The 21,042-nt window shown below is 57.0% G+C and carries 21 protein-coding genes and 1 pseudogene; 14 read left to right on the forward strand and 8 right to left on the reverse strand.

What is annotated here, in order from left to right:
• Window positions 1–792, reverse strand: a complete 792-nt coding sequence (paaG, locus tag ACF8RA_RS06715) for a 2-(1,2-epoxy-1,2-dihydrophenyl)acetyl-CoA isomerase PaaG (protein WP_176684215.1) — start codon at window positions 790–792, stop codon at window positions 1–3.
• Between the two features lie 34 nt (window positions 793–826).
• Window positions 827–1,600, reverse strand: a complete 774-nt coding sequence (paaF, locus tag ACF8RA_RS06720) for a 2,3-dehydroadipyl-CoA hydratase PaaF (RefSeq protein WP_209966092.1) — start codon at window positions 1,598–1,600, stop codon at window positions 827–829.
• A 347-nt stretch (window positions 1,601–1,947) separates the two neighbouring features.
• Between paaF and paaY the strand changes: the two genes are divergently transcribed.
• Together paaY and paaX are read left to right on the forward strand one after the other, a co-directional pair.
• A complete protein-coding gene (gene paaY / locus ACF8RA_RS06725) occupies window positions 1,948–2,547 on the forward strand; it encodes a phenylacetic acid degradation protein PaaY (RefSeq protein ID WP_176684213.1) in 600 nt (199 codons plus the stop codon).
• A 77-nt stretch (window positions 2,548–2,624) separates the two neighbouring features.
• Window positions 2,625–3,548, forward strand: a complete 924-nt coding sequence (paaX, locus tag ACF8RA_RS06730) for a phenylacetic acid degradation operon negative regulatory protein PaaX (protein WP_176684212.1) — start codon at window positions 2,625–2,627, stop codon at window positions 3,546–3,548.
• A gap of 59 nt (window positions 3,549–3,607) precedes the next feature.
• Here the strand turns inward: paaX and ACF8RA_RS06735 are convergent, their stop codons facing one another.
• Window positions 3,608–4,405: a helix-turn-helix domain-containing protein gene (locus tag ACF8RA_RS06735; RefSeq protein WP_176684211.1), complete on the reverse strand. Its 798-nt coding sequence runs from the start codon at window positions 4,403–4,405 to the stop codon at window positions 3,608–3,610.
• 1 nt (window position 4,406) lies between these two features.
• Window positions 4,407–4,655 carry a hypothetical protein gene (locus ACF8RA_RS06740; RefSeq protein ID WP_392518953.1) on the reverse strand — a complete coding sequence of 83 codons (249 nt, stop codon included), beginning with the start codon at window positions 4,653–4,655 and terminating at the stop codon, window positions 4,407–4,409.
• 289 nt (window positions 4,656–4,944) lie between these two features.
• On the opposite strand from ACF8RA_RS06740, the gene ACF8RA_RS06745 reads away from it, so the two are divergent.
• Window positions 4,945–5,871, forward strand: a complete 927-nt coding sequence (locus ACF8RA_RS06745; RefSeq protein WP_176684209.1) for a universal stress protein — start codon at window positions 4,945–4,947, stop codon at window positions 5,869–5,871.
• Window positions 5,872–5,900: 29 nt separating this feature from the next.
• On the opposite strand, the gene ACF8RA_RS06750 is transcribed toward ACF8RA_RS06745, so the two are convergent.
• Window positions 5,901–6,449, reverse strand: coding sequence for a GNAT family N-acetyltransferase (locus tag ACF8RA_RS06750; protein ID WP_392518954.1), 549 nt, complete (start codon window positions 6,447–6,449; stop codon window positions 5,901–5,903).
• 182 nt (window positions 6,450–6,631) lie between these two features.
• Here ACF8RA_RS06750 and ACF8RA_RS06755 point away from each other — a divergent pair, with 182 nt between their 5' ends.
• The 3 genes from ACF8RA_RS06755 (at window position 6,632) to ACF8RA_RS06765 (ending at window position 9,635) form a co-directional block, all read left to right on the forward strand.
• Window positions 6,632–7,558, forward strand: coding sequence for a universal stress protein (locus ACF8RA_RS06755; protein WP_176684207.1), 927 nt, complete (start codon window positions 6,632–6,634; stop codon window positions 7,556–7,558).
• Window positions 7,549–8,916: an MBL fold metallo-hydrolase RNA specificity domain-containing protein gene (locus tag ACF8RA_RS06760; protein ID WP_392488598.1), complete on the forward strand. Its 1,368-nt coding sequence runs from the start codon at window positions 7,549–7,551 to the stop codon at window positions 8,914–8,916. Before ACF8RA_RS06755 ends, ACF8RA_RS06760 begins: the two co-directional genes overlap by 10 nt.
• A 110-nt stretch (window positions 8,917–9,026) precedes the next feature.
• Window positions 9,027–9,635: a hypothetical protein gene (locus ACF8RA_RS06765; RefSeq protein ID WP_176684205.1), complete on the forward strand. Its 609-nt coding sequence runs from the start codon at window positions 9,027–9,029 to the stop codon at window positions 9,633–9,635.
• Window positions 9,636–9,686: 51 nt separating this feature from the next.
• Here ACF8RA_RS06765 and ACF8RA_RS06770 read toward each other — a convergent pair whose 3' ends face one another.
• Window positions 9,687–10,256, reverse strand: a complete 570-nt coding sequence (locus ACF8RA_RS06770; protein WP_176684204.1) for a GNAT family N-acetyltransferase — start codon at window positions 10,254–10,256, stop codon at window positions 9,687–9,689.
• A gap of 252 nt (window positions 10,257–10,508) precedes the next feature.
• Here ACF8RA_RS06770 and ACF8RA_RS06775 point away from each other — a divergent pair, with 252 nt between their 5' ends.
• The gene (locus ACF8RA_RS06775; RefSeq protein ID WP_392518955.1) at window positions 10,509–11,069 is read left to right on the forward strand and encodes an Hsp20/alpha crystallin family protein; all 561 of its coding nucleotides are present in this window, start codon (window positions 10,509–10,511) and stop codon (window positions 11,067–11,069) included.
• A 42-nt stretch (window positions 11,070–11,111) separates the two neighbouring features.
• Here the strand turns inward: ACF8RA_RS06775 and ACF8RA_RS06780 are convergent, their stop codons facing one another.
• The gene (locus tag ACF8RA_RS06780) at window positions 11,112–11,537 is read right to left on the reverse strand and encodes a potassium channel family protein (protein WP_176684202.1); all 426 of its coding nucleotides are present in this window, start codon (window positions 11,535–11,537) and stop codon (window positions 11,112–11,114) included.
• A gap of 319 nt (window positions 11,538–11,856) precedes the next feature.
• On the opposite strand from ACF8RA_RS06780, the gene ACF8RA_RS06785 reads away from it, so the two are divergent.
• The 7 genes from ACF8RA_RS06785 (at window position 11,857) to ACF8RA_RS06815 (ending at window position 20,058) form a co-directional block, all read left to right on the forward strand.
• Window positions 11,857–12,747, forward strand: coding sequence for a universal stress protein (locus ACF8RA_RS06785; protein WP_392518957.1), 891 nt, complete (start codon window positions 11,857–11,859; stop codon window positions 12,745–12,747).
• Between the two features lie 135 nt (window positions 12,748–12,882).
• The gene (locus ACF8RA_RS06790; protein WP_176684200.1) at window positions 12,883–13,320 is read left to right on the forward strand and encodes a YeeE/YedE family protein; all 438 of its coding nucleotides are present in this window, start codon (window positions 12,883–12,885) and stop codon (window positions 13,318–13,320) included.
• A gap of 1 nt (window position 13,321) precedes the next feature.
• On the forward strand, window positions 13,322–13,753 hold the full coding sequence (locus ACF8RA_RS06795) for a DUF6691 family protein (RefSeq protein ID WP_176684199.1): 432 nt from the start codon (window positions 13,322–13,324) through the stop codon (window positions 13,751–13,753).
• Between the two features lie 1,143 nt (window positions 13,754–14,896).
• A complete protein-coding gene (locus tag ACF8RA_RS06800; protein WP_392518958.1) occupies window positions 14,897–16,150 on the forward strand; it encodes a tyrosine-type recombinase/integrase in 1,254 nt (417 codons plus the stop codon).
• 11 nt (window positions 16,151–16,161) lie between these two features.
• Complete coding sequence (locus tag ACF8RA_RS06805; protein WP_392518959.1) at window positions 16,162–17,682, forward strand: tyrosine-type recombinase/integrase; 1,521 nt, start codon at window positions 16,162–16,164, stop codon at window positions 17,680–17,682.
• Window positions 17,669–19,786 carry a hypothetical protein gene (locus tag ACF8RA_RS06810; protein WP_392518960.1) on the forward strand — a complete coding sequence of 706 codons (2,118 nt, stop codon included), beginning with the start codon at window positions 17,669–17,671 and terminating at the stop codon, window positions 19,784–19,786. Before ACF8RA_RS06805 ends, ACF8RA_RS06810 begins: the two co-directional genes overlap by 14 nt.
• Window positions 19,787–19,791: 5 nt before the next feature.
• Complete coding sequence (locus ACF8RA_RS06815; RefSeq protein ID WP_392518961.1) at window positions 19,792–20,058, forward strand: hypothetical protein; 267 nt, start codon at window positions 19,792–19,794, stop codon at window positions 20,056–20,058.
• A gap of 525 nt (window positions 20,059–20,583) precedes the next feature.
• Here the strand turns inward: ACF8RA_RS06815 and ACF8RA_RS06820 are convergent.
• A pseudogene (locus tag ACF8RA_RS06820) lies at window positions 20,584–21,042 on the reverse strand (hypothetical protein); the annotation flags it as partial.

Raw genomic sequence — 21,042 nt, forward strand, 5'->3', positions numbered from 1 at the left:
TCAGCGCCCCTTGAAGGCTGGCGAGCGTTTGTTCATGAAGGCGCTCACGCCTTCGCGGTAGTCCTCGCTGCGCCCGGCCAGGCGCTGCAGGTCGCGCTCCAGCTCCAGCTGCTCCTCAAAACCGTTGTCGAAACTGGCATTGAGGCTGCGCTTGATCAGTGCCAGGCCGTAGGTAGGCTGGGCAGCGAGCTGGCGGGCGAGGGTGAGGGCTTCGTCACGCAGCGCGGCATCATCCACCACGCGATGGATCAGCCCCCATTGCTCGGCCTGTTCGGCGCCAAGGCGCTCGCCCAGCATGGCCAGCGCCTTGGCCCGGGCCATGCCGACCAAGCGCGGCAGCAGCCAGGTACCGCCGGAATCCGGCACCAGGCCGATCTTGCAGAAGGCCTGGATGAAGCTGGCCGAGCGTGCGGCCAGCACCAGGTCGCAGGCCAAGGGAATGTTGGCACCGGCTCCGGCAGCCACGCCGTTGACCGCGCAGATCACCGGCAATGGCAGGTCGCGCAGGGTGCGCACCAGCGGGTTGTAGAACTTGTCGATCGATTGGCCCAGGTCTGGCATCTCGGCGCCTGGGGCAACGTTGCGGTCGGACAGGTCCTGGCCGGCGCAGAAGCCTCGGCCTTCAGCCGTCAGCAGCAGCACCCGTGCTTCACTGCTCTGGCGCACTTGCTTTAGCGCTTCGCGCACCTCCAGGTGCATGGCCGTATTGAAGCTGTTCAGCTGCTCGGGGCGGTTCAATGAAAGGAAGGCGACGCCGTCCTCGATGGAAAACAGGATGTGCTGGAAAGGCATGACAGGCTCGCTCCGTCAGTCGAGAGAATGAAGTTCAGCGCCCCTGGAAACGGGCCTGGCGCTTTTCCTGGAAGGCGCGGATGCCTTCATCGCGGTCGGCGGTGCCAGCCAGCAGAGTGAACGCATGACGCTCGAAGCGCAGACCGCTGGCCAGGTCGGTATCACCGGCCTTCAGTAGCGCCTCCTTGGCCAGGCGCACGGCCAGCGGCGCTTTGGCGGCGATGCTGCGGGCAACCTGCATGGCGCGCTCTACGGTGAGTTCGGGCTGGGTAATTTCGCTGACCAGGCCGGCCTGCTGGGCGCGATGGGCAGTGATGGGCTCCCCCGTCAGCACCATCTGCATGGCCAACGGCTTACCGACGGCGCGCAACAGGCGCTGGGTGCCGCCAGCACCGGGGATGATGCCCAGGTTGATTTCCGGCTGGCCGAAACGGGCGTCGGTACTGGCGATGAGGATGTCGGCGCACATTGCCAGTTCGCAGCCGCCACCCAGGGCATAGCCGTTGACTGCGGCAATCAGCGGCTTGGCGAATGCAGCGATGCTTTGCCAATGCGCTACGCGGGGGTCATTAAGGATGCCGACCAGGTCGCGATCGGCCATCTCGCCAATGTCGGCGCCTGCGGCGAAAGCCCTGGCACTGCCCGTAATCACTACAGTTCGGACACGCTCGTCGTCCCCGGCAGCCTGCAACGCAGCAGCCAGTTGTGCCAGTAACTCGGTGCTCAGGGCGTTCAAGGCCTCGGGCCGTTGCAGGGTAATGAGCTGAACGCCGTGTTCGGGCGCCTGCACATCGATATATCGCGGCATCTCGGGTTCCTCTGGCTGCACGCACGGCACATCGCGGGGCCGGCATTTCTTGGAATTGTTTGCAGGGGCGTAATGCGGGATCACGACCAGGTGAGGCCAGTATATGCTCTATATGATACATATAGGCAACATCCAAAATACGTTTCCGTATCTTATTGCGTGTTCTCCAGCGATCACCGCTCCACCGCAATATCTGCAGATTAATCGTTTGTCCTGTGTATTTACGGGTATTTTCAGCTGATTTTTGTCTGACAGCATTAGATCAACACAAGCGATACACGATTGACGATCAAACAGCTTCTGATACAAGATCGACTGACATTTCAAATCATTTCAGGAGTGATGCGATGCCTTGCTATCGACTGGACGGCCTGACGCCCGTGGTTCACCCGACAGCCTACGTACACCCCAGCGCAGTCCTGATCGGCGACGTCATCGTCGGCCCCCGCTGCTACATTGGCCCACTGGCATCGCTCAGGGGCGATTTCGGCCGCATCGTGCTGGAGGAGGGCGCCAACTTGCAGGACACCTGCGTGATGCATGGTTTCCCGGGGGGCGATACCGTAGTGGAGCGTAACGGGCACGTCGGCCATGGCGCGGTGCTGCACGGCTGTCGCGTGGGCGAAGATTCATTGATCGGCATGAACGCCGTGGTGATGGATGGCGCCCATGTCGCACCACGCTGCATCGTCGCGGCCACCGCCTTCGTCAAAGCTGGCTTCGAATGCGCGGCGCAGAGCCTGGTGATGGGGTCACCAGCCCAGGTCAAACGCCCACTGAGCGAGCAGGAACTGGCCTGGAAACAGCGCGGGACGGCGGAGTACCAGCACCTGGCGCGGCGCTGCATGAACAGCATGGTCGAATGCCCGCCGCTGGCCGAGGCAGAGCCTGGGCGCCCGCGCATGGAAGACACTGGGGTCAGGCCCAAGGGCCAGGCGAGCGCATGAGCCTGGCAGTGACACGCAATGGCCAGGCGGCCCGCCGCACAGGTATAGTCGGTGCTTTATCCGCGCACAGTTCGCCCATGAGCAATCTCGCCCCACTGAACCACTTGATTACCCGCTTTCAGGAGCAGACGCCAATCCGCGCCAGTTCCCTGATCATCACGTTGTACGGCGATGCCATCGAGCCGCACGGCGGTACAGTCTGGCTCGGTAGCCTGATCAACCTGCTGGAGCCGATCGGCATCAATGAACGGTTGATCCGCACGTCGATCTTTCGCCTGACCAAAGAAGGTTGGCTCACTGCAGAAAAGGTGGGGCGACGCAGTTATTACAGCCTGACCGGCACTGGCCGTCGGCGTTTCGAAAAAGCCTTCAAGCGCGTCTACAGCCCGAGCCAGCCGGCCTGGGACGGGGCCTGGACGCTGGTGTTGCTGTCGCAACTCGAGACGGGTAAACGCAAGGCGGTGCGTGAAGAACTGGAGTGGCAGGGGTTTGGCGTCATGGCACCGAACCTGCTGGGCTGCCCACGGGCAGATCGTGCCGACCTGGCGGCCACGTTGCGTGATCTTGAAGCCAGCGACGACAGCATCGTCTTCGAAACCCACACCCAAGAGGTACTCGCGTCCAAGGCCATGCGCGCCCAGGTGCGGGAAAGCTGGCGTATCGACGAACTGGGGCAGCAATACAGCGAGTTCATCCAGCTGTTCAGGCCGCTGTGGCAAGGTTTGAAAGAGCAGCCGTTGCTCGATGCTCAAGATTGCTTCCTGGCACGCACGCTGCTGATTCACGAGTACCGCCGCCTGCTGCTGCGCGACCCGCAACTACCCGACGAGCTACTGCCAGGGGACTGGGAGGGAAGGGCCGCGCGACAGTTGTGCCGCAACCTCTATCGACTGGTGTTTGCCAAGGCCGAAGAATGGTTGAATGCAGCGCTGGAGACAGCAGATGGCCCATTGCCGGACGTGAGCGAGGGTTTCTACAAGCGTTTTGGCGGGTTGGCTTGAAAGGAATGCTCGCGTCACAGCGTCGTGGCCAACATCTACGGCGTCCGAGCAGGGTGCCTTCAGGGGCCCTTGACCTCACATTCACCGCCGCCCTGTTCCAGTGCCATGAGTGCAGGCATATCGAGAATTTCTACCAACCTGCCATGCAGGTCGACGAGACCCAGCGCCCGCAGGTGGGCGATGGATCGGCATACGGTTTCCAGGCGTAATCCCAGGTACGACGCCATGTCTTCTCGGGACATCCGCAACATGAAGCCATGGGCAGAATAACCGCGGCTGACGAAGCGCCTGGAGAGCCCTACCAGGAAGCTGGCCAGCCGCTGTTCTGCAGTAAGGTTGCACAGCATCAGCACACGCCCGTGCTCACGCACGATCTCCCGGCTCATCAAGCGATTGAGGCTTTGCTGCAGGACCGGAAAGTCACGCGCCAGGGTTTGCAAGCGGCGATAGGGGACGGGACAGACTTCGCTGTCTTCCAGAGCAATGGCGTCGCAGACATGGTGCTCTGTGGCAATGGCATCGAGGCCCAGTACATCGCCCGGCATCCAGAAGTTGATCACCACGCCTTGCCCCTCGGCGGTGTTCAGGCTGGTCTTGAAACTGCCGCAGCGGACGGCATAGAGCATGGTCAGCGGATCGTTGGCATTGAACAGCGCGGCGCCCTTGCGAATGCGAAGGCGTGGGCCTATCAACGCGCCCAGGCAGCTGTCGTCGTCAACCGGCAGGCCGGTGGGGAGGCACAGGCCGCTGACCCGGCAATCCCGGCAGTGGTTCGCCAGCGGTTTCAGGTGAATAGGGTTTGCCTTGGACGACTCGTTGGGCGAGTCGAGCCGTGTGACCTTCAGCTGGCCAGGCATCTCAGGCCTCCTTTGCACTTCGGAGGCCGCTTTGGGCCCCAGTGCCGTTACGCGCACCGTGCCCGGTGGCAACCCCGGTATGGGGCGACCAATCGGCCAGCATGTCACGCGAGTGGGGGGCATTGAGGCGGATTGTAAGTCGCTCGACAAACCGCTCGGCTTCGGCAGCCGTACTGAAACTCACCCGCCAGTGATCCATGCGCACCCAACAGCGTCCCTGCTCAGTGTTCTTCTCGACGTAAATGTTCATCAGGGCCTCCAGAGCATGTATCGGTAGACAATGCAACATGAAGGCGTCCCTGCCGGCAGCGCAGGTGAAGCTCAGGGCGTTATCACCATGGCACGCCTGCGGCGCCTGAAGTGAATGTTGGTATGGGTACAGGGTGCGCCTGCGAAGTGTCGAGACATTGATCCGCGTCAAGTTGTTGCGCCATGGGCAATGCCGTTTGTCAGAAGGTGCCTCCAGTTGATAAACATCAAATTCGCAAGACCTGGGTGGCAGATGCTTGAGCTACGTATCGCAACCTCAGAGGTGTGCCATGGAAACTCCGCAAAGACTGCTGCTGATCGCCTCCCCCCTGATGCGCCGAACCCCGGTCTATGACCGGGCTGCTGCGTTGGCCAAGGCCAAGGGGATGGCGCTGCACATCGTGGCTTTCGACTACGTGGAAGGGCTTGCCACGGCGGGCCTGGTGAATGACCAGGCGCTGGCAGTCATGCGCGAGGGTTACGTGCAGCAGCACCGTGAATGGCTGGAAACCCAGGCGACATCGATGCGGCGCAGTGGTGTCATCGTCACAACCGAGGTGGTGTGGGTACAGCAACCCTTGAACGAGATCCTGGTGCACTTGCGTGAGCAGCCGTTCGCCATGCTGATCAAGGCGTTCGAGCATGAGCCCTGGTGGATGCGCGCAATGTTCACCTCGCTGGATATCCAGTTGCTGCGTGAAACGCGAACCCCCTTGCACTTGGTACACAAGGCCAGCCACGCGTTGCCACGCAGGATTCTTGCGGCGGTGGACCTGTCCAGGCCTGAGGATCAGTTCGAAGGTTTCAACGACCAGATCATCAGCGAAGCGCTGAAACTGACATTGCAGTGCAATGCACAGATCGAGTTGCTGTATGCCTACGACTTGGGTTCCATGTACCTGGATGCAGGCGGCAGCCGGGAACATTCGTTCCTGTTCGATTCGAACCACGCCCGGACCTTGCATGACGCTCAGAGTGCTGCCTTCCAGGAGCTTGCCGAACGCAACGGGATCGCCGTCGAACACCGCCACATGCGCATAGGCGACCCGGCAAAGGCCTTGGCGATATTCATGGATAACAATGATATCGACGTGCTGGTCATGGGCAGTTATCACCACCATGGCATCGGCTGGTTCATCGGCAGTACTGCCGAGCGGGTTTTGCATCGGTTGTCCAGCAGCGTGCTGGTGATTTCTCCAGAGCGCTCCCAAGGCTGAAGCACAAGGCCCGCAAGGGCCTTGTCTTTTCAAGGCTGCAGGTCAAGTTCGTGCAGGATCTCGCTCACATCCCCGCCAGGGTAGCGTGAGGTGAAGCCTAGTGCCTTGACCAGCCGGTGCATGCCATAGTTGCTGGCCAGATCCCGGGAAACCATGCACTGAAAGCCATTGCGTCGTGCGGCTGCAATCAGGTGCTGCATCAGGCGCTTGCCCAACCCTTTGCGCTGCCAGTCTTCGCTGACCGCCACTGCGCATTCGCAACATTGGCTGCCAGGTAGGCCTGCATAACGGCTGACGCCGATCTGTTGCAATTTACCGTCCACATGAGCCAAGGCGACGTAGGCCATGCGCTGCTGATAGTCCACGGGCATGCATTGCGTGTTCAAGCTGGGCAAGCCGCCGCTGAGTCCGGCAATGAAACGAAAACGCCGTGATTCATAAGTGATTGTGCTCAGAAAACGCTTGTCCCGTTCGTGGTCCTCCTCGCGTAAGGGGCGGATCAGCACCGCCGAACCGTCCTCGAGGTTTTCGACCCAGTGTTCGCAGGTCTGTGGCTGTGCTGTTTGCTGCCCGTTCATGACGCCTCCCGTTACCCGATCATTGCCTGGTGCAGCCGTTTTAACGTGACGGGCCGGTTAGGTTCTGACAATCATCAAGTTCAGGCTGGGTAGCAGTTTTCTGATCTGCATCAAGCAACATCGATCCTGCGCGCGGAACATCGTCAGCATCACATCCACTGACGCAAGCGCGGAGGTTCACCATGGGGCAATATCGACAATTGCTGGTGCTGCTGAGCGAGGTCGATCCGCATTCCGCCGCTTTGCGCCGAGCCCTTGCCTTGGCGCAAGTCAGCGGCGCCAGCGTGCATGTGCTGGGCCTGTTCGAGCCGAGCGAGGAGCACCTTCTGCGCGAAGAGCGGCTGAACGAGGCCGATATCAAGCGCCAGTACCAGCATTATCGCGTTCAGTTGACGGGATTGGTCGAACGGCATCGGGGCAGCGGTACGACGCTGACGGTCGACAGCCTGAATGCGGAGGATATCCGCAGCCAGGCGATCGATTACATCAGTGAACTGCAGCCGGATATGGTCATCAAGGACAGCGAAGCCGCGTCGGCCCTGATGCGCATGTTCGGCACCCCACTGGATTGTGCGCTGATGCGAGGTTTCAAAGGCGTCAGCCATTTCGTGCCGGCGGCGGCCACTTCATTGCCGCGGCGTGTGCTGGTCGCCGTGGATACTGCGTTCAGCGAGACGCCTGCCGTCCAGGCGTGCTTCAATCATGGACTGATTCGTGCTGGCCAGGCGCTGGCGTTGCAGTGTGACGCGCCCCTGCATCTGCTGTCGGCCTACAACCTGGCAGGGGTATTCGCCTCGGACATGAATGTCACCCAGGCGTGGATCGACGAGATGCGTGAGGCACTGCAGGAGCCTTTCGAGGCGCTGGCCGATGCCGAAGGCGTCGCGCCGGACCGCCGACATTTCATGGAAGGAGGCCCGGTACAGGTGATCCGTGAACAGGTCGCGGCCCTGGACATCGACGCGGTGGTGATGGGCGTGGTACAGCCCAAGGGCCTGGACAAACTGTTGGGTGACACCACCGAGCGTATCGTCAGCCGCCCACCGTGCAGTGTGCTCGCCGTTCATCCCCAAATAGCCGAAAGTTGGGAGCCTTGGCCATGCAACTGACTTTTCTTGGCGGCACCGGGACCGTGACCGGCAGCAAATTCCTGTTGACCCGTGACAGCACGCGGGTATTGGTCGACTGCGGACTCTTCCAGGGGTTCAAGCAACTGCGCCTGCGCAACTGGCAGCCACTGCCCCCGGCGCTGCGTGCGCTCGATGCGGTGGTGCTGACCCATGCCCACCTTGACCACAGTGGTTATCTACCGGTGCTGGTTCGGGAAGGCTACCGCGGGCCGATCTACGCCACGCCGGCGACTTGCGCCCTGGCGGAAATCCTCTTGCTCGACAGTGCGCGGCTGCAGGAAGAGCAGGCCGACCATGCCAATCGCCACGGTTACTCCAAGCATGCACCGGCGCAACCGCTCTATACCGAGCAGGATGCCAAAAGGGTCCTGGCACTGTTTCATCCCGTAGAGTTGCACCAGGTGACCCTGATTGCCGAGGGCATGGAGCTGCTATTGCGTACCGCCGGACATATTCTGGGGGCAGCCACGGTCCAGATCAGCGCCGAAGGGCAGACCGTGCTGTTTTCGGGTGACCTCGGCCGCCCTCAGGATCCGATCATGCGTGCGCCTGAACTGGTCAGGACGACGGACGTGCTGTTGATCGAGTCTACCTATGGGGATCGCCAGCATCCGGCCGAATCGACCGAACAGTACCTGGCCAAGGTCATCAACGAAACGCTCCTGCGCCACGGCATTACCCTCGTGCCCTCGTTCGCTGTCGGCCGTGCCCAACTGCTCATGTACTACCTGTACACGCTCAAGCGCGACCGGCTGATCCCTGATATCCCGGTCTACCTGAACAGCCCGATGGCCACCGATGCCACTGTCCTGTACCAGCAGTACCGCAGTGAACACCGGCTGACAGCAGCCGAGTGCGCCGCCATGTGCAGGGGCACGCACATCGTCCGCACGGTCGACGAGTCCAGGCACCTGGACCAGCTGCGCGAGCCCGCAGTGATCATCGCCGCCAGTGGTATGGCGACCGGTGGACGGGTGCTTCACCACCTCAAGGCGCTGGCCCCCAACCCACGCAACAGCATTCTGTTCTCGGGCTTTCAAGCCGGGGGGACGCGGGGTGCCGATATCGTCGCGGGCGCCCACAGCGTGCGGTTGCACGGCGAGGACGTGCCCATCCGTGCACAGGTGCATGCGATGGAGAATCTTTCTGCGCACGCCGATGCTGATGAAATCATGGAATGGTTACGCGGGTTCACCCGGCCACCGCGTCAGACCTATGTCATTCATGGCGAGCCACACGCAGCCGACACCTTGCGGCGGCGGATCAGCCTCGAACTCGGCTGGCAGGTGTGCGTGCCTGAGCATCAGGAAACGGTTGCCATCGACCCTGTGCGCTAGGGGCTGTTTCCAACGCAGCATCAACGAGTATCAAGGCTTTTCATACAGAGCCTGGGGTGGCGCGGGAGGTATTCATGAACACACAAGCAAGGGCAAGACTCAGAGCCTGGATGCATCGTCCAAAGGGCAGCCTGGGTTGGATCGTGGCGATTCTGGTCTTGCTACTCGCCGCATCGGCCTACCACGGGCTGAGCCCGACCTGGCGCCTGCCCATGCACGATCCGGCCGTGATACTGGCCTTGCTGGCCCTGAGTGTGGCGCTAGGCTGGGCGGTGCAGCGAGGCGTGAAGCGCACTGTCGGCAGGGCCATTTTCAACGGCCAGGAGGCAGGCTGGCAGGCCAGGCTGGCGTTCCTTCGCTCGGTGGCCCGGGAGTCGAACATCCTGCTGGTGGTGCTGTTGTGCCTGGGGCTGCTGGGCACAGGCGCCTTGTGGTTGGCAGGACGCTCGGTGACGCAGATCGTGGCGAACTGCGAAGCCAACCTGCAGGCTCAAGTGGACGTACCCGAAGATGAAAAACTCACCGCACTGGTCGGCAAACCGGTGTGCACGTGCCTGGCGCAGACCTTCATGGAGCGCAACGGGGTGCTGCGCATGGCTTTGCTCGAAACGCCCATGCAGGAGGTGAGCGGCTTGAAGGTACTCACACCCGATGATGAGCAGCGCTGCCTCAAACAGTTCGACCTGCTGCCCGAGGAGCCTCAGGCAACCATGCCTTGAATAAGATGCTGGCCGCCGCGTCAGGACCGGTCATGGCGCGGCGGCTTCGGTTCAGCTCAGTACAAGCCGATGGATTACCTGGCTCGGATCATCAGGGTCGGTGGTCGTGGTAAATCCTGCTGCCTTGGCCATGTCACGCATTGCCTGGTTGGCGGCGAAATCGATCGAATACATCTGCCGAAAACCTTTTGCCCGCGCATGATCAGTCAGGTGCTTGAGCAGCAAACGGCCGAGACCATGGTGTTGCCAGCTGTCGAGAACCGTGACCGCGCATTCGCATTCATCCTTGGCATCACAAGCGGCGTAACGGGAAATGCCCACTTCTTGCAGTTCGCCGTCGACATGCGCGAGGGCGACGAAGGCCGCTTGTCGGTCCTGATCGACCGCCATCAACTGGTCGAGCATGGCTTCACCGGGCTCCTTGATCTGGCACAGGAAGCGAAAGTGCCGTGATTCAGGTGACAACCGTTCGATGAAGGCCCTTTCGCGCTGCCTGTCCTTGGCTTGCAACGGCCTGATCAGTACATGGGTGCCATTGTCCAGAGCATCGATCCAATGCTCGCCGGATGGCACCGGAAACGCGGTGGGGGCAGGTTGAGGGGAGGGGTTGACTGGAGCCATGGCGGTATCCTCACACGTCTGGAATGAACAGTGGAGATACAGTTTCGTCGCATGGCCTTGCACCGACTTGATAGTTGTCAATTGCACGGCTACCAGCCCATTAGGCGGCAGTCTCACCGGCCGTTGATCAGGAGCAAAAGGGGCAGGCAAAGGTTGCCGCAGGCAGGTTGATAAAGGTCAAGCGTGGGGTTAGCTGCAGGCTCAAGATCAAGGCGTCTCCCAGCGAGGCATAACTCATTCGAGGAGGTCGCCATGTCCGAAGCAGCCAAGAAAGTACCTGATACTCCCACAGCCGCCCAGCCTGCCAAGGCTTCGCCGCCCAGCGCCGAAACATCGGATCAGTGGCGGCCATTCCAGCAGTTACGGCGCCAGATCGACAGCCTGTTCGAGGATTTCGGGCGCCGGCCTTTACGCACACCGTTCAGCCACACGCCGTTTGACGTAGAGCCGTTCTGGCGTCGCGACCTTTTCAGCCATGGCATGCCGGCGATGGATATCAGCGAACTGGCCGAAGAATTTCGCATCAGTGCCGAATTGCCAGGCGTGGACGACAAGGACATCGAAATCAAGCTGGTCAATGGGAATGTGGTGATTCGCGGAGAGAAGCAGGAAGAACGCGACGAAAAGCGCAAGGAGTATCACCTGTCAGAACGGCACTACGGCAGCTTCGAGCGGGTTTTCCAATTGCCCCGCGAAGTCGATGCTGAAAAAATCAATGCAGAGTTCGCCAACGGTGTACTGCGGGTACATCTGCCAAAGCGTGCCGAAGCCATTCACCCGGAAAAAGTGATTCCGATCAAGAGTAGCGAGTGAACGACGTTCGGGAACGCTTCAGGAGCAAGGACGCTCCGGCTTCTATTTGGCTTTCCAGTACTTCTGCATTTCCAGGAAGAGAAACGAAGCGGTCCAGGTGATCAGCACCAGGCCAGTCAATGCCTGCAGGCCAGTAAGGTATTTGAGGTGCCCGTCAGGGGTGATGTCGCCGAAACCAATGGTGGTATAGGTGGTGAAGGAAAAGTACACGCAGTCCAGGAAACTCCCGTCGAAATTGCCGCTGAGCGTGCCCCAGCCGTCGGCATGGGCCATCAGGTAATACACCAGGGCAAAGCACCAGACCTCAAGCGCATGGGCCAGCAGTGCGCCGAACACGCCCGCTACGATGCGAAACCGGCTCCAGAGCTTGAGGCGGGGTAGCCAGTCATTCAGGCGCAGCAGGCATTCGTAGTGAATGATCACCACCAGTATCACGACCAGCATGTTGATCAGCGTGACAGTGAACATCGCGAAGGTACTCTTGCCCTGTGTGGCGGTTCATTTCAAGTTGTCGACCAACGCATGGATGGTAGCTCATTGGCCTGCGGCAGTAACGGCGGGAACGCTTCGAGCCAGATCGCGCGCATCAATCCTTGGCAAACCCGAGCCACGATGCGCGCCTGGAGTCGGTAGAGGACAGTGATGGCCGCCCCGATGACGGCGCATCGGTTCAGCCGTAAAGTGGCGCTATGGCGCCTGGGGGCCTTGATATTTATCAAGAACGAACCAGCGCCGGCTTCGATAATGACAATCGCATACACCCCAAACGCCGCGCTGGGAGGTGCCCATGACGCCGTATCGCCGGATTCTGCTCATCATGACCGAGGCCCAAGCCAATACAGCGCTGTCCTGGGCCATGGCATTGTCTGCGGCGTCGGGTGCAAGTTTACAAGTACTGGGCATCCATGAGTCGGGTGAACTGCGCCTGCGTCATGAATTGCAGGAGGACCCGGTACCTTCGGTCTCATTCGTGCACTTCAGCACCGAACTCAAAGCGCTGCTCGATGAGCAGCAGTTCGTGGGGGCTCGGCCAGGTTTCGAGGCCGTAGAAGCCTCCAATCCGCGTGATCAACTGCCAGCCTGCATTGCCCGCTACGCACCTGACCTGGTGATCAAGGACTGCCCGGGCCACTCCCTGCTCGAGCAGATCGCCCGGACCTCGCTAGACCAAGCGTTGCTGCATGGGTGCGAGACGCCGTTGTTGTTCGTGCCGGCGAATGCCCCAGCCATCCCCCGCAACATTCTGGTCGCAGTGGATGTCGCCAACCCGTCGCCACACAAGGATGCCCTCAACCATGCCCTGATCGCGGCAGGTCAGCAACTGGCTGCTCAATGCAAGGGCCAGTTGCACCTGCTCTCGGCTTACGACCTGCCCATCGCCATGCTGGCCAACCCTGACCTTGCCGGCCCCTGGGCGAACCAGTTACGTGAGTCACTGCAGTTGCCTTTCGATGCGTTGGCCGATGCACATGGCGTTGCCCACACGCACCGGTATTTCAGCGAAGGCGCGCCCCTGCGGGTGATCAAGACCTACATCGCCACGCTGAAGATCGATGCAGTGGTTGTCGGCGTCGTGCAGGCCAGGCATTGGGCCAAGGTGATCGGCGATACCACCGAGCGGCTTCTCAGCCATGCGCCGTGCAGCATCCTGACGATCAGGTCTGCGCCGGTCAGCTGACTTTATTGTTTCGCTTCTATCGTTTCTGCAGCAGGCTTGGACGCGGGCACCGCATGCTGGGAAGTGTCATGAGGTCGCTCTCTAGCGTTAAGATGGAATCTGTTTTTGTCTCTAATACGACAATGGAGCGCTGAGATGTTTGTTGATATGGCTGCCTTCACGCCGTGGTCGGCATTGGCAGGCGGGGCACTGATCGGTTTGGCCGCTGGGCTGTTCGCCGTTGCGAACGGGCGCATCGCGGGCATCAGCGGTTTGCTCGGTTCTCTGCTGCAAAGTGGCGGGGAAGGGCGGGGCGAAAAAGTGTGCTTCTTGTTGGGACTCATTGCCGCGCCACTTTTATGGCAACTGTTCTCGGCAATGCCTCCGGTTCATTTCAGTATGGCGCCTTGGCTGCTTATGGTCGCGGGAGTTCTGGTAGGCCTCGGTACTCGCTATGGCGGTGGCTGCACCAGTGGCCATGGCGTTTGTGGCCTGTCACGCCTGTCGCCCCGTTCGGCAGTGGCGACACTGTGCTTCATGGCCGCCGGCTTTGCCACGGTCTTCGTGGTCAGGCATCTTTTTTCAGGAGCGTGAAATGAAGCGGATCAGTGGCTTCATTGCAGGGTTGCTATTCGGCATGGGGATATTGCTATCCGGCATGGCAAACCCCGCCAAGGTGTTAGGGTTTCTCGACATTGCCGGGCAGTGGGACCCGTCGCTGGCACTGGTCATGGTGGGTGCGATAGGTGCCGCACTGTTGCCTATGACCTGGGCGCGGCGTCACACCACGGCTGCGCTGGGAGGTAAGATACAGCTGCCTGCCAGGCGTGACATCGACCGTCGACTTGTCGGTGGGAGCCTGGTCTTTGGCATAGGCTGGGGGTTGGCCGGCGTTTGTCCGGGGCCGGCGTTGGTGTTGCTCGCCGGGGGGTACTGGCAAGCCTGGCTGTTCGTGATCGCGATGCTCGTCGGTATGGGATTGTTCAATGTTGCGGAAAACTTTCGCAGTCGTCAGGGCAGGGTTTGACGATACACAACGAAGTTTTGATCGAACTGATCACCCGGCACTTACTGAGTGTAACTCTACTAAATGAATATTTAGCATAGTTATAATTGAACACCATCATTTAAAGGGCAGGGTACTTTATCTTTTCCAAGGTTTGAAGCCTCTTACGTATGCCTCATTTCAGGAGAAATCACTGAGTGCCGCCCCCTCAGAGAGCCCGTAATGCTCGTACGACGCTGCGACACAGTGCAGAAAGGCGTGATCTGGTCATCTTGATGTGTAGCCCTGGGGAGCTTCGTACCAGTGCTCGATATTTGGAAAATGCGTGGGCTGAGTACGATTTACGTCGTACAGCAACGAGCTCGTGATGCTTTGCATATCACCAGATAATGAAGGGTATTGGCGTGAGGATAAGGCTATGAATGATGCTCCTTGCAATGAGGCACTGAGCCAGAAAATAGCTCTAGCAAGGGATCTTCGCCGCCAGCATTCAAGGAACCTGAGCGCGGCCAAGGCGGTGCTCGTTACGGCCTCATAAATGCTATCGGCATGTGTCGCTGATCTGCCATGACGGCGGCAGTTCTGTCAGCTATGGATGACAGACCGATAAATCTACAAGCACGGCGATCACACTGGGCCGCAGCATGACGTCATTGCGCCTCTAAACCAGATGCTTCGATTTCCTCCCAACACTGAAGGTTTGAACAGCGATATTTGGCCGCTCGATCAGCAAGTTCACTCGAGCAGAACGATAACCTGATTTCACAACGCCATAGCAGGATTTGATCTTGGGTATATTTCACCTGTCGCCGATCCGGCGTAGTCACTGGAAGTCAAATCCCGAAGACATCCCGAGCGTTCAGAGCTGAGTTTGTTGTAACGTAGCTCATCGTAGTCGCTGTCCGATTGCATGACGCTGTGATCGTTTATGATCAGGGTGACCATGCTGAGGTCGCTGTCCTGGCTTCAAATCTGTCCATCCACGGCCCAGATAGCCCTGCATGAAGTTGCCCATAATGCATATTATGTTAAACGACAGGCTATGTCATAGATGTTCATGAGTTACCTAAGCTGCTGATTCGACAAATCCGTCTCTGACATCCACTCTTTCAACGGGCCATGTCCTTTGCGTTCATGGCGAATCATAGAATGAGGTGGCTGCCGATGAAGCTGATTCAGTGCCGTTTCTCTTCAGGTCAGCGTGTACCGCTGCTCGTGCAGGCTGGTAACGCCGCGCCGTTGCCCATACTTGTCCCGTTCATCTACGTTCAACTCAAGCTAAGGTACCGCGCTTACAACACTACTGCGGCACATCTGCGCGCGATCCAGGCTTTCTACATCTATGCCAAAAGCCGTGACCTCAATATTGATGACGCCATCTTGGCCTGCCACTTCGAGTCGATTCTGGCTTTACTGGACGGTTACGCCATCTGGCTCCAAAGCGGCCGTCAAGCCGACAACCTGGTCGCCCGAATCGGCAAAGCTGAAGCGGCACCTTTTCCGCAGATCGATACGCGTACCCGTGACCAGTACCTGCGGTTGCTGAAGCAGTACCTGTCCTGGTGCGTCACCCGTTACATGCCGCGGGCCCGCCAGAACTCAACCACCCTGGCTAACATCGAAGTTGTATTTGCAGATGTCGCCGACGTCATTGAGCGGCGCTTTGAGAGCCATATAATCAATGCTCGGCCAAACCGCACTCGTTACCGAAGCCTGACAGATACCCAACTCCAGATCATTCGCACACTGATTCGCCCGGGCGCCGCGGAGAATCCGTTTCCGGAACGACTGCAGTTGCGCAATTGGCTAATGATTGAACTGCTGCTGGAGACCGGTATCCGTCGCGGAGAGCTTCTGAAGCTCTACACCACGGATATCAATCAGGGTTCTCAGCATGCCTATGTCAGCATCAATGATCGCGAGCATGACCCAGGCGACCCGCGCGCTGAAGAGCCTGCGCTGAAATCCCACGGGCGGACGGTAGGTATCTCCGCGCAGTTGTATGAGGTCTACGAGCGCTATATCCAGGGCGAACGGCGCCCCCTGCGTGACGGCAAACCAATGAAATTGCTGTACCGCTATTTGTTCATCTCTGACCGAGGCCGCCCGCTGTCGATCCGCGCGTTGTCTAACGTCCTTGATCGGCTATTTCTGACCATTGAACTGGCTCATCCGGGTTTGTTGCCTACACTCTCTGCGCATGACTTTCGCCACACCTTCGCCGACCGTTTCTTGGCTTACCTAGTCGAGCAGCGTGGGCTCGACCTGGAGCGCGCCACGGACGAACTCCGGCGAGTCTGCGGTTGGGCTGAGACTTCGGCGATGCCACGTCGTTATGCAAGTCGTTATCTAGCCGAGTCGGCCAACCGCCATAACGCTCAACGTGCCTCGGCAGCTTGGGGCCGACTTGACAGCTAAGGAGGTTCGTCGTGGCTAAATCAGCCGATCACGAACAAGCATCACCCTCCTCCTCTCCTCCAGCCTACGTGTTCAAGGGACCGGCTCATGTTGCGATTCGAACTCGCACCAATGACCAACCAAGGTACGTCGATACTAGATTGAACGTCTGGACGTGGTATGACGGTGGCATTGCAATGACAATTGATTGGACCGTACTTCAATTGAACTCAGAGCTCATCGAAATTGGCAAGGGCTTCATGGCCTATGCACTTGAGAAATACGCGCCTCGAACAGCGGCAATGTTCGCAGACTCCCTTCGCTTTTTATCTAATACGAACCTAGCGACTGGGCTTCCTTGGGAGCCCATTGAACTAACGTCAGCTCTTGAAGAGTTAAAAAAATCTAGAAGAGCATTGGTGGGATTTCGAGGGTTTTATCGTTGGGCAAACAATAGAGGAATTAATGGCTTCGACACGAGATCTTACCTAAAAGTCAAGAATACAATATCGGATCGGGTTGAACCGTATGCAAGAATTTTTCTCTCGCAGTCTAGCTTAGAGCTTGATGAAGAAATTCGGTTGCTAAAGCGCATTGGACGAGATTTATCATTTTGCTCTTGGGAGGAAATCCAGCTTAATATGGCGCTTCACTTGGGTTTCGAACTCGCACCAAGATCCATTCAATTTCATTCGCTAGACATTGTCGATTTTGAGTTAATTGAAAGTTCTGATCACGAGACCTACTATACTCTATGGCTCCCCATGGCCAAAAAGATCGGCCAGCGCATGCCTGAGCGACGCCCTCGCAAAATAACCAACCTCCTTGGGGCGAAAATCTCACGGCACATTTCAGAAATTCAACGCCGTTTTGGTAGCGGCTGCGAACCGTTATTTGTCAGTCGTCGTGGAAGGCGCCTTTCGGTTAATGAAATAGGTCAAGGCCTCAAACATGAGCTACGTGAAGCAGGGATAGAAAAGCCAAATCAGGTATCCATGCTGCTGCGTCATCACCTCGGACAAGGCCTGGCTGATCAGGGCACCCCAATGGATATGATTGCCGAACTACTCGGCCATAACAGAACTGTAGCGGCGCGTGCTTATGTAACAGCAACTCCAAACATTGCCAGGATTAAAGAGAAAGCACTTGGAAAGAGCCCTTCCTATCGGCGCATTATGCATAGTTTATTAACCGGGGAAATTGTCCCGCGCCGGGATACAGTCTCAGAAAGAGCCGTCCGCAGTGTCATCGATACACAATACATCGGAGACATCGGTGCGTGCGCCCTCCCAGTGCATACGCACTGCCCTTACAATCCTGTCTATGCCTGCTACACCTGCAAAAAATTTCACCCCTTTGCAGATGGCCGTCATGAACAAGTGAGAGAAGCGCTCCAACTAGAAGCTCAGCGATTCATTGATCTGGCAGAACAAGCCGGAGACCTCATCCACAACCGGCCCCTCGCTCAGCATCAGATCACCATCCTGGCGGTAAGCGCTACGATTGAGCGCTGTCGGCAGCACACAGAGGATGACGCAGATGGCGCTGTCTAAGGCGAAGCAGAACCTTGAAAGCTTTATTACACAAGAACAGGCTATTTTTCGGTTATTACCGATTTCAACTCCGTGGTCGGAAGCATTTTGGAGAGTCGAAAATTGGCTACCGCAAAGGGATCCTGGCAAACATACACTTACTTTCGAGACCCACCGACATTCACTCGAGAAGACAGGTTATCCTGCCCCGAACAAAGGGCCGCTCCCCTTAGCATTTCAAGAATTCAGTAAGGCCTTGATTGTATATCTGCAACGCACGCGAAATCTGAAGTTTTCAATGGTGGTTGCATACAACATTGCCGTCCGCCGACTCTATAATCCATTATTTGAGCGCGGCGTATCTGCCCCCGCACTATTGACACAGGGCGATTTCGAACGTGTTGTAGGTTTCCTCCGTGAGAGTGGCTACAAAAATTTTTATGACGCAATTTCACATCTACAAGTAATCGCCGATACGATTGATAGTCTGCAGTTAACCGAGATAGCTATCCATTTTGAGCATGATGCGAGACCAGAGAAGCGCCGCCACAATTATATTTCATTGCATGATCCCGATCGTGCGACAAAGCAGCGGAAGTCTAATGACCGGCTGCCTTCTCGCGAGGCGATGGAAGCGTATGCCCTGTGCTCGAATAACCCCTTCAGTGAGGGCGAGGAAATCTTGCTGCGTGTGATCGATTTATTGATCGCAACAGGACAACGGGGTAATGAGGTTGCGGTGATACCTTTTGATTGCTGGATTGAAAGGAATATAAAAGATACTGATGGCAATATTGTAGTTGATGCCCACGGCAAACCTATTATTGAGTGCGGAATAAGATATTTTGCAGAAAAGCAATTCCAATCTCGAGTGCATTGGCTAGCAGAGAGCGATATTCCCCTAGCTAAGCGTGCCATTGAGCGATTAAAAGCACTGACTTCTGAACAGAGGGAGATTGCGGCGAGGCAAGAAAACAACCCAGGGCGTATATGGAGATATTCGCAAGACGAGATTTTGACGGACGATCAGGTCATGGAGTGGCTGGGATTCAGTAACGAACAAGAGTACGGAAGAAATCTCTATCTGTATCTGACCCGAAATGGGATTTTCCCCCAAGATGGCGCAACCTCGTCGAAGGCGGGAAAGATAAAACGGCACAGATATTTAGCAGGTGACATTGAGCGCCTTATAGCTCCAAAACTCAAGGAGCACGTGGCACTTACGGAGTACAATGCAGGCAAATATACTATTTTACTCAAGACCAGCGAAACACTCGCTATCGCTTTTGATGGTCAGTTTCGTTTCGGGGGGCGCGATGAGAATGTGTTTCGAGCGATTCCGCGGCGTGTTACGCTTATTGATATCAATCGAGCCTTGGGAGCTGAACCTAGGTATCCGTCGATATTTACGCGTCGCTCATTACTCGAAGCAGATGGATCGCCAATTCGTTTGACCAGCCACCAACCACGCCACTGGCGCAATACCATCTATCAGCTAACAGGGATGAGCGACGTCCAGCAAGCTCTGGCGCTGGGCAGGAAGAATTTAAAGCAAAATAAGTATTATCAGCATACGACTATTGAAGAGGATGTCGCTGAGCATCAGGAATTCTTAACGTTTAATAGTTATCGTGACCGCATTGACTTTCTTCATACAGAAATTAGAAGGGGGACGATGCAAGGGGCTCTGACCGATAGCTATCACGCACTCTTACAGAGCAAGGGTATAACTACCGCTGAAGCTTTTTTGACTATCCACGCCACGGCATTGCATGTGACTCCATTTGGTGGTTGTGTCCACGACTTCTCACAGGCTCCCTGCCCTAAGCACCTGCAATGCTGGAATGACTGTTCACATCTCCACCTGCTAGGAACACCATCAGAGAAGAATAATCTTCAACAGCAAGCGGATCGGCTAGCGGAATCCATCATCATCATGCGCGAAGCTGGTAGTGGTGAAGCTGGCAGTGACGTCTGGCTAGAGGATCAGGAGCACAAGCTTAAAAATTTGCAGAAAGCACTTGCAACTGATCTTGGGAAGGGGGTACGCCAGGTTTTTCCTTCAGGTCGACCTATCACCGCTTCCAAGGATACCCATCGGCGAAGCTCAGTTTCAGAGGAGTAAAGCATATGGTAAAGAAGAAATTGTTGAGAGGAGCTATTCTATATGAGGCTATTGATGCCCTCCTCTCCGAGATGATCAGTTTGGGATTTGAAGAGCGAATAAAGCATCTGCAGGCCGAAAATGCTGAATTGGTCAAGCAGCGCGACAAACTCTTTGAGGCACTATTTGTTATTTCAAATATTTGCTTGGCGAAAGGATTAGATCTAGAGGAGGTTCTCATTCCACTGCGCAAGGAACTCGACAAGCACTCTCTAAAAGCTACGAATTACTGAGCGATACTGTAAGCGATTTTGTGTATTTGGCCGCGCTATTCAGAGTAACCATTTTTCTGGCCTGTAGCTGCTGCAAAATGCCGGGTCTGATATCCGAGTAGGCTTTTCATCTGTATAGTTATGTCTTCCTGAAGCCCCCACTCAAAAGCTTTTTTATCTAGCTTATGCTCTTTAAATAGCCGCTCAGCTCTTTTTGAGGGTGAATGGATTTTTAGTTGAGCCTCCTGGACCTTAACTACGCTCCTTAGTGCTTTTGCCTTACTGCGACTCAAACACGGAAAGCTGATCAACCTATCCACAAGATATATGGCTCTCCTCGCTTGCAAAGGACTTAAAGACTCACTCGATAATTCGTTGCCAACTAGTTTTTCAGTGTCAAGGTCCCCATACCAAAGCTCCAGCGCGAGTTGTTTCAAAAGCTCAACAGAAGCGTTGCTTAGAGGGCTCCTATAAAATTCTCTGAAAAGGGAGAGAAATTCCCCATCTGTTTTGCACCCTACCCCCATAATTCCTCCAATGTTTGGCTTAGGCCTTTTTGTATATGTCTCTAAATTTTATGCGCCTTTTCTTTTGGATTTGGCCTTCGCAGTACTTATGACCATTAGCCAGTCCATATACGTACGCTAGATGCTTGTCGTGATGATCCTGCGCCTCGCTCAGACTAATTAGATCTTCCATTTTCCAGTTCGAACTTAGATTTAACCAACCAGGGCTTACTAGCTGGACGCTATAGATCACTGTTCGGACACCAATATCTTGTCTCAGGAATTCCTCAAACAGATGGATGTCCGCAATTAGTAGCATTCTACGCATTGGCAGCTCAGCATCTGGCTCAAGGCAGGATACATATAGCCACGGACAATGAAGAGCCTGCTCAATGTAGCGCCATACCTGGACCCCCTCCCCAGAGAGCGTAGCGACGTCAAATCCGCTTATCTCAGCCTGCTTGTGCGTTCTGAACATGGCCATCGCCGTCCAAAATGA

The organism is Pseudomonas sp. FYR_5 (assembly GCF_043106315.1).
Taxonomy (GTDB): Bacteria; Pseudomonadota; Gammaproteobacteria; order Pseudomonadales; family Pseudomonadaceae; genus Aquipseudomonas; species Aquipseudomonas putida_Y.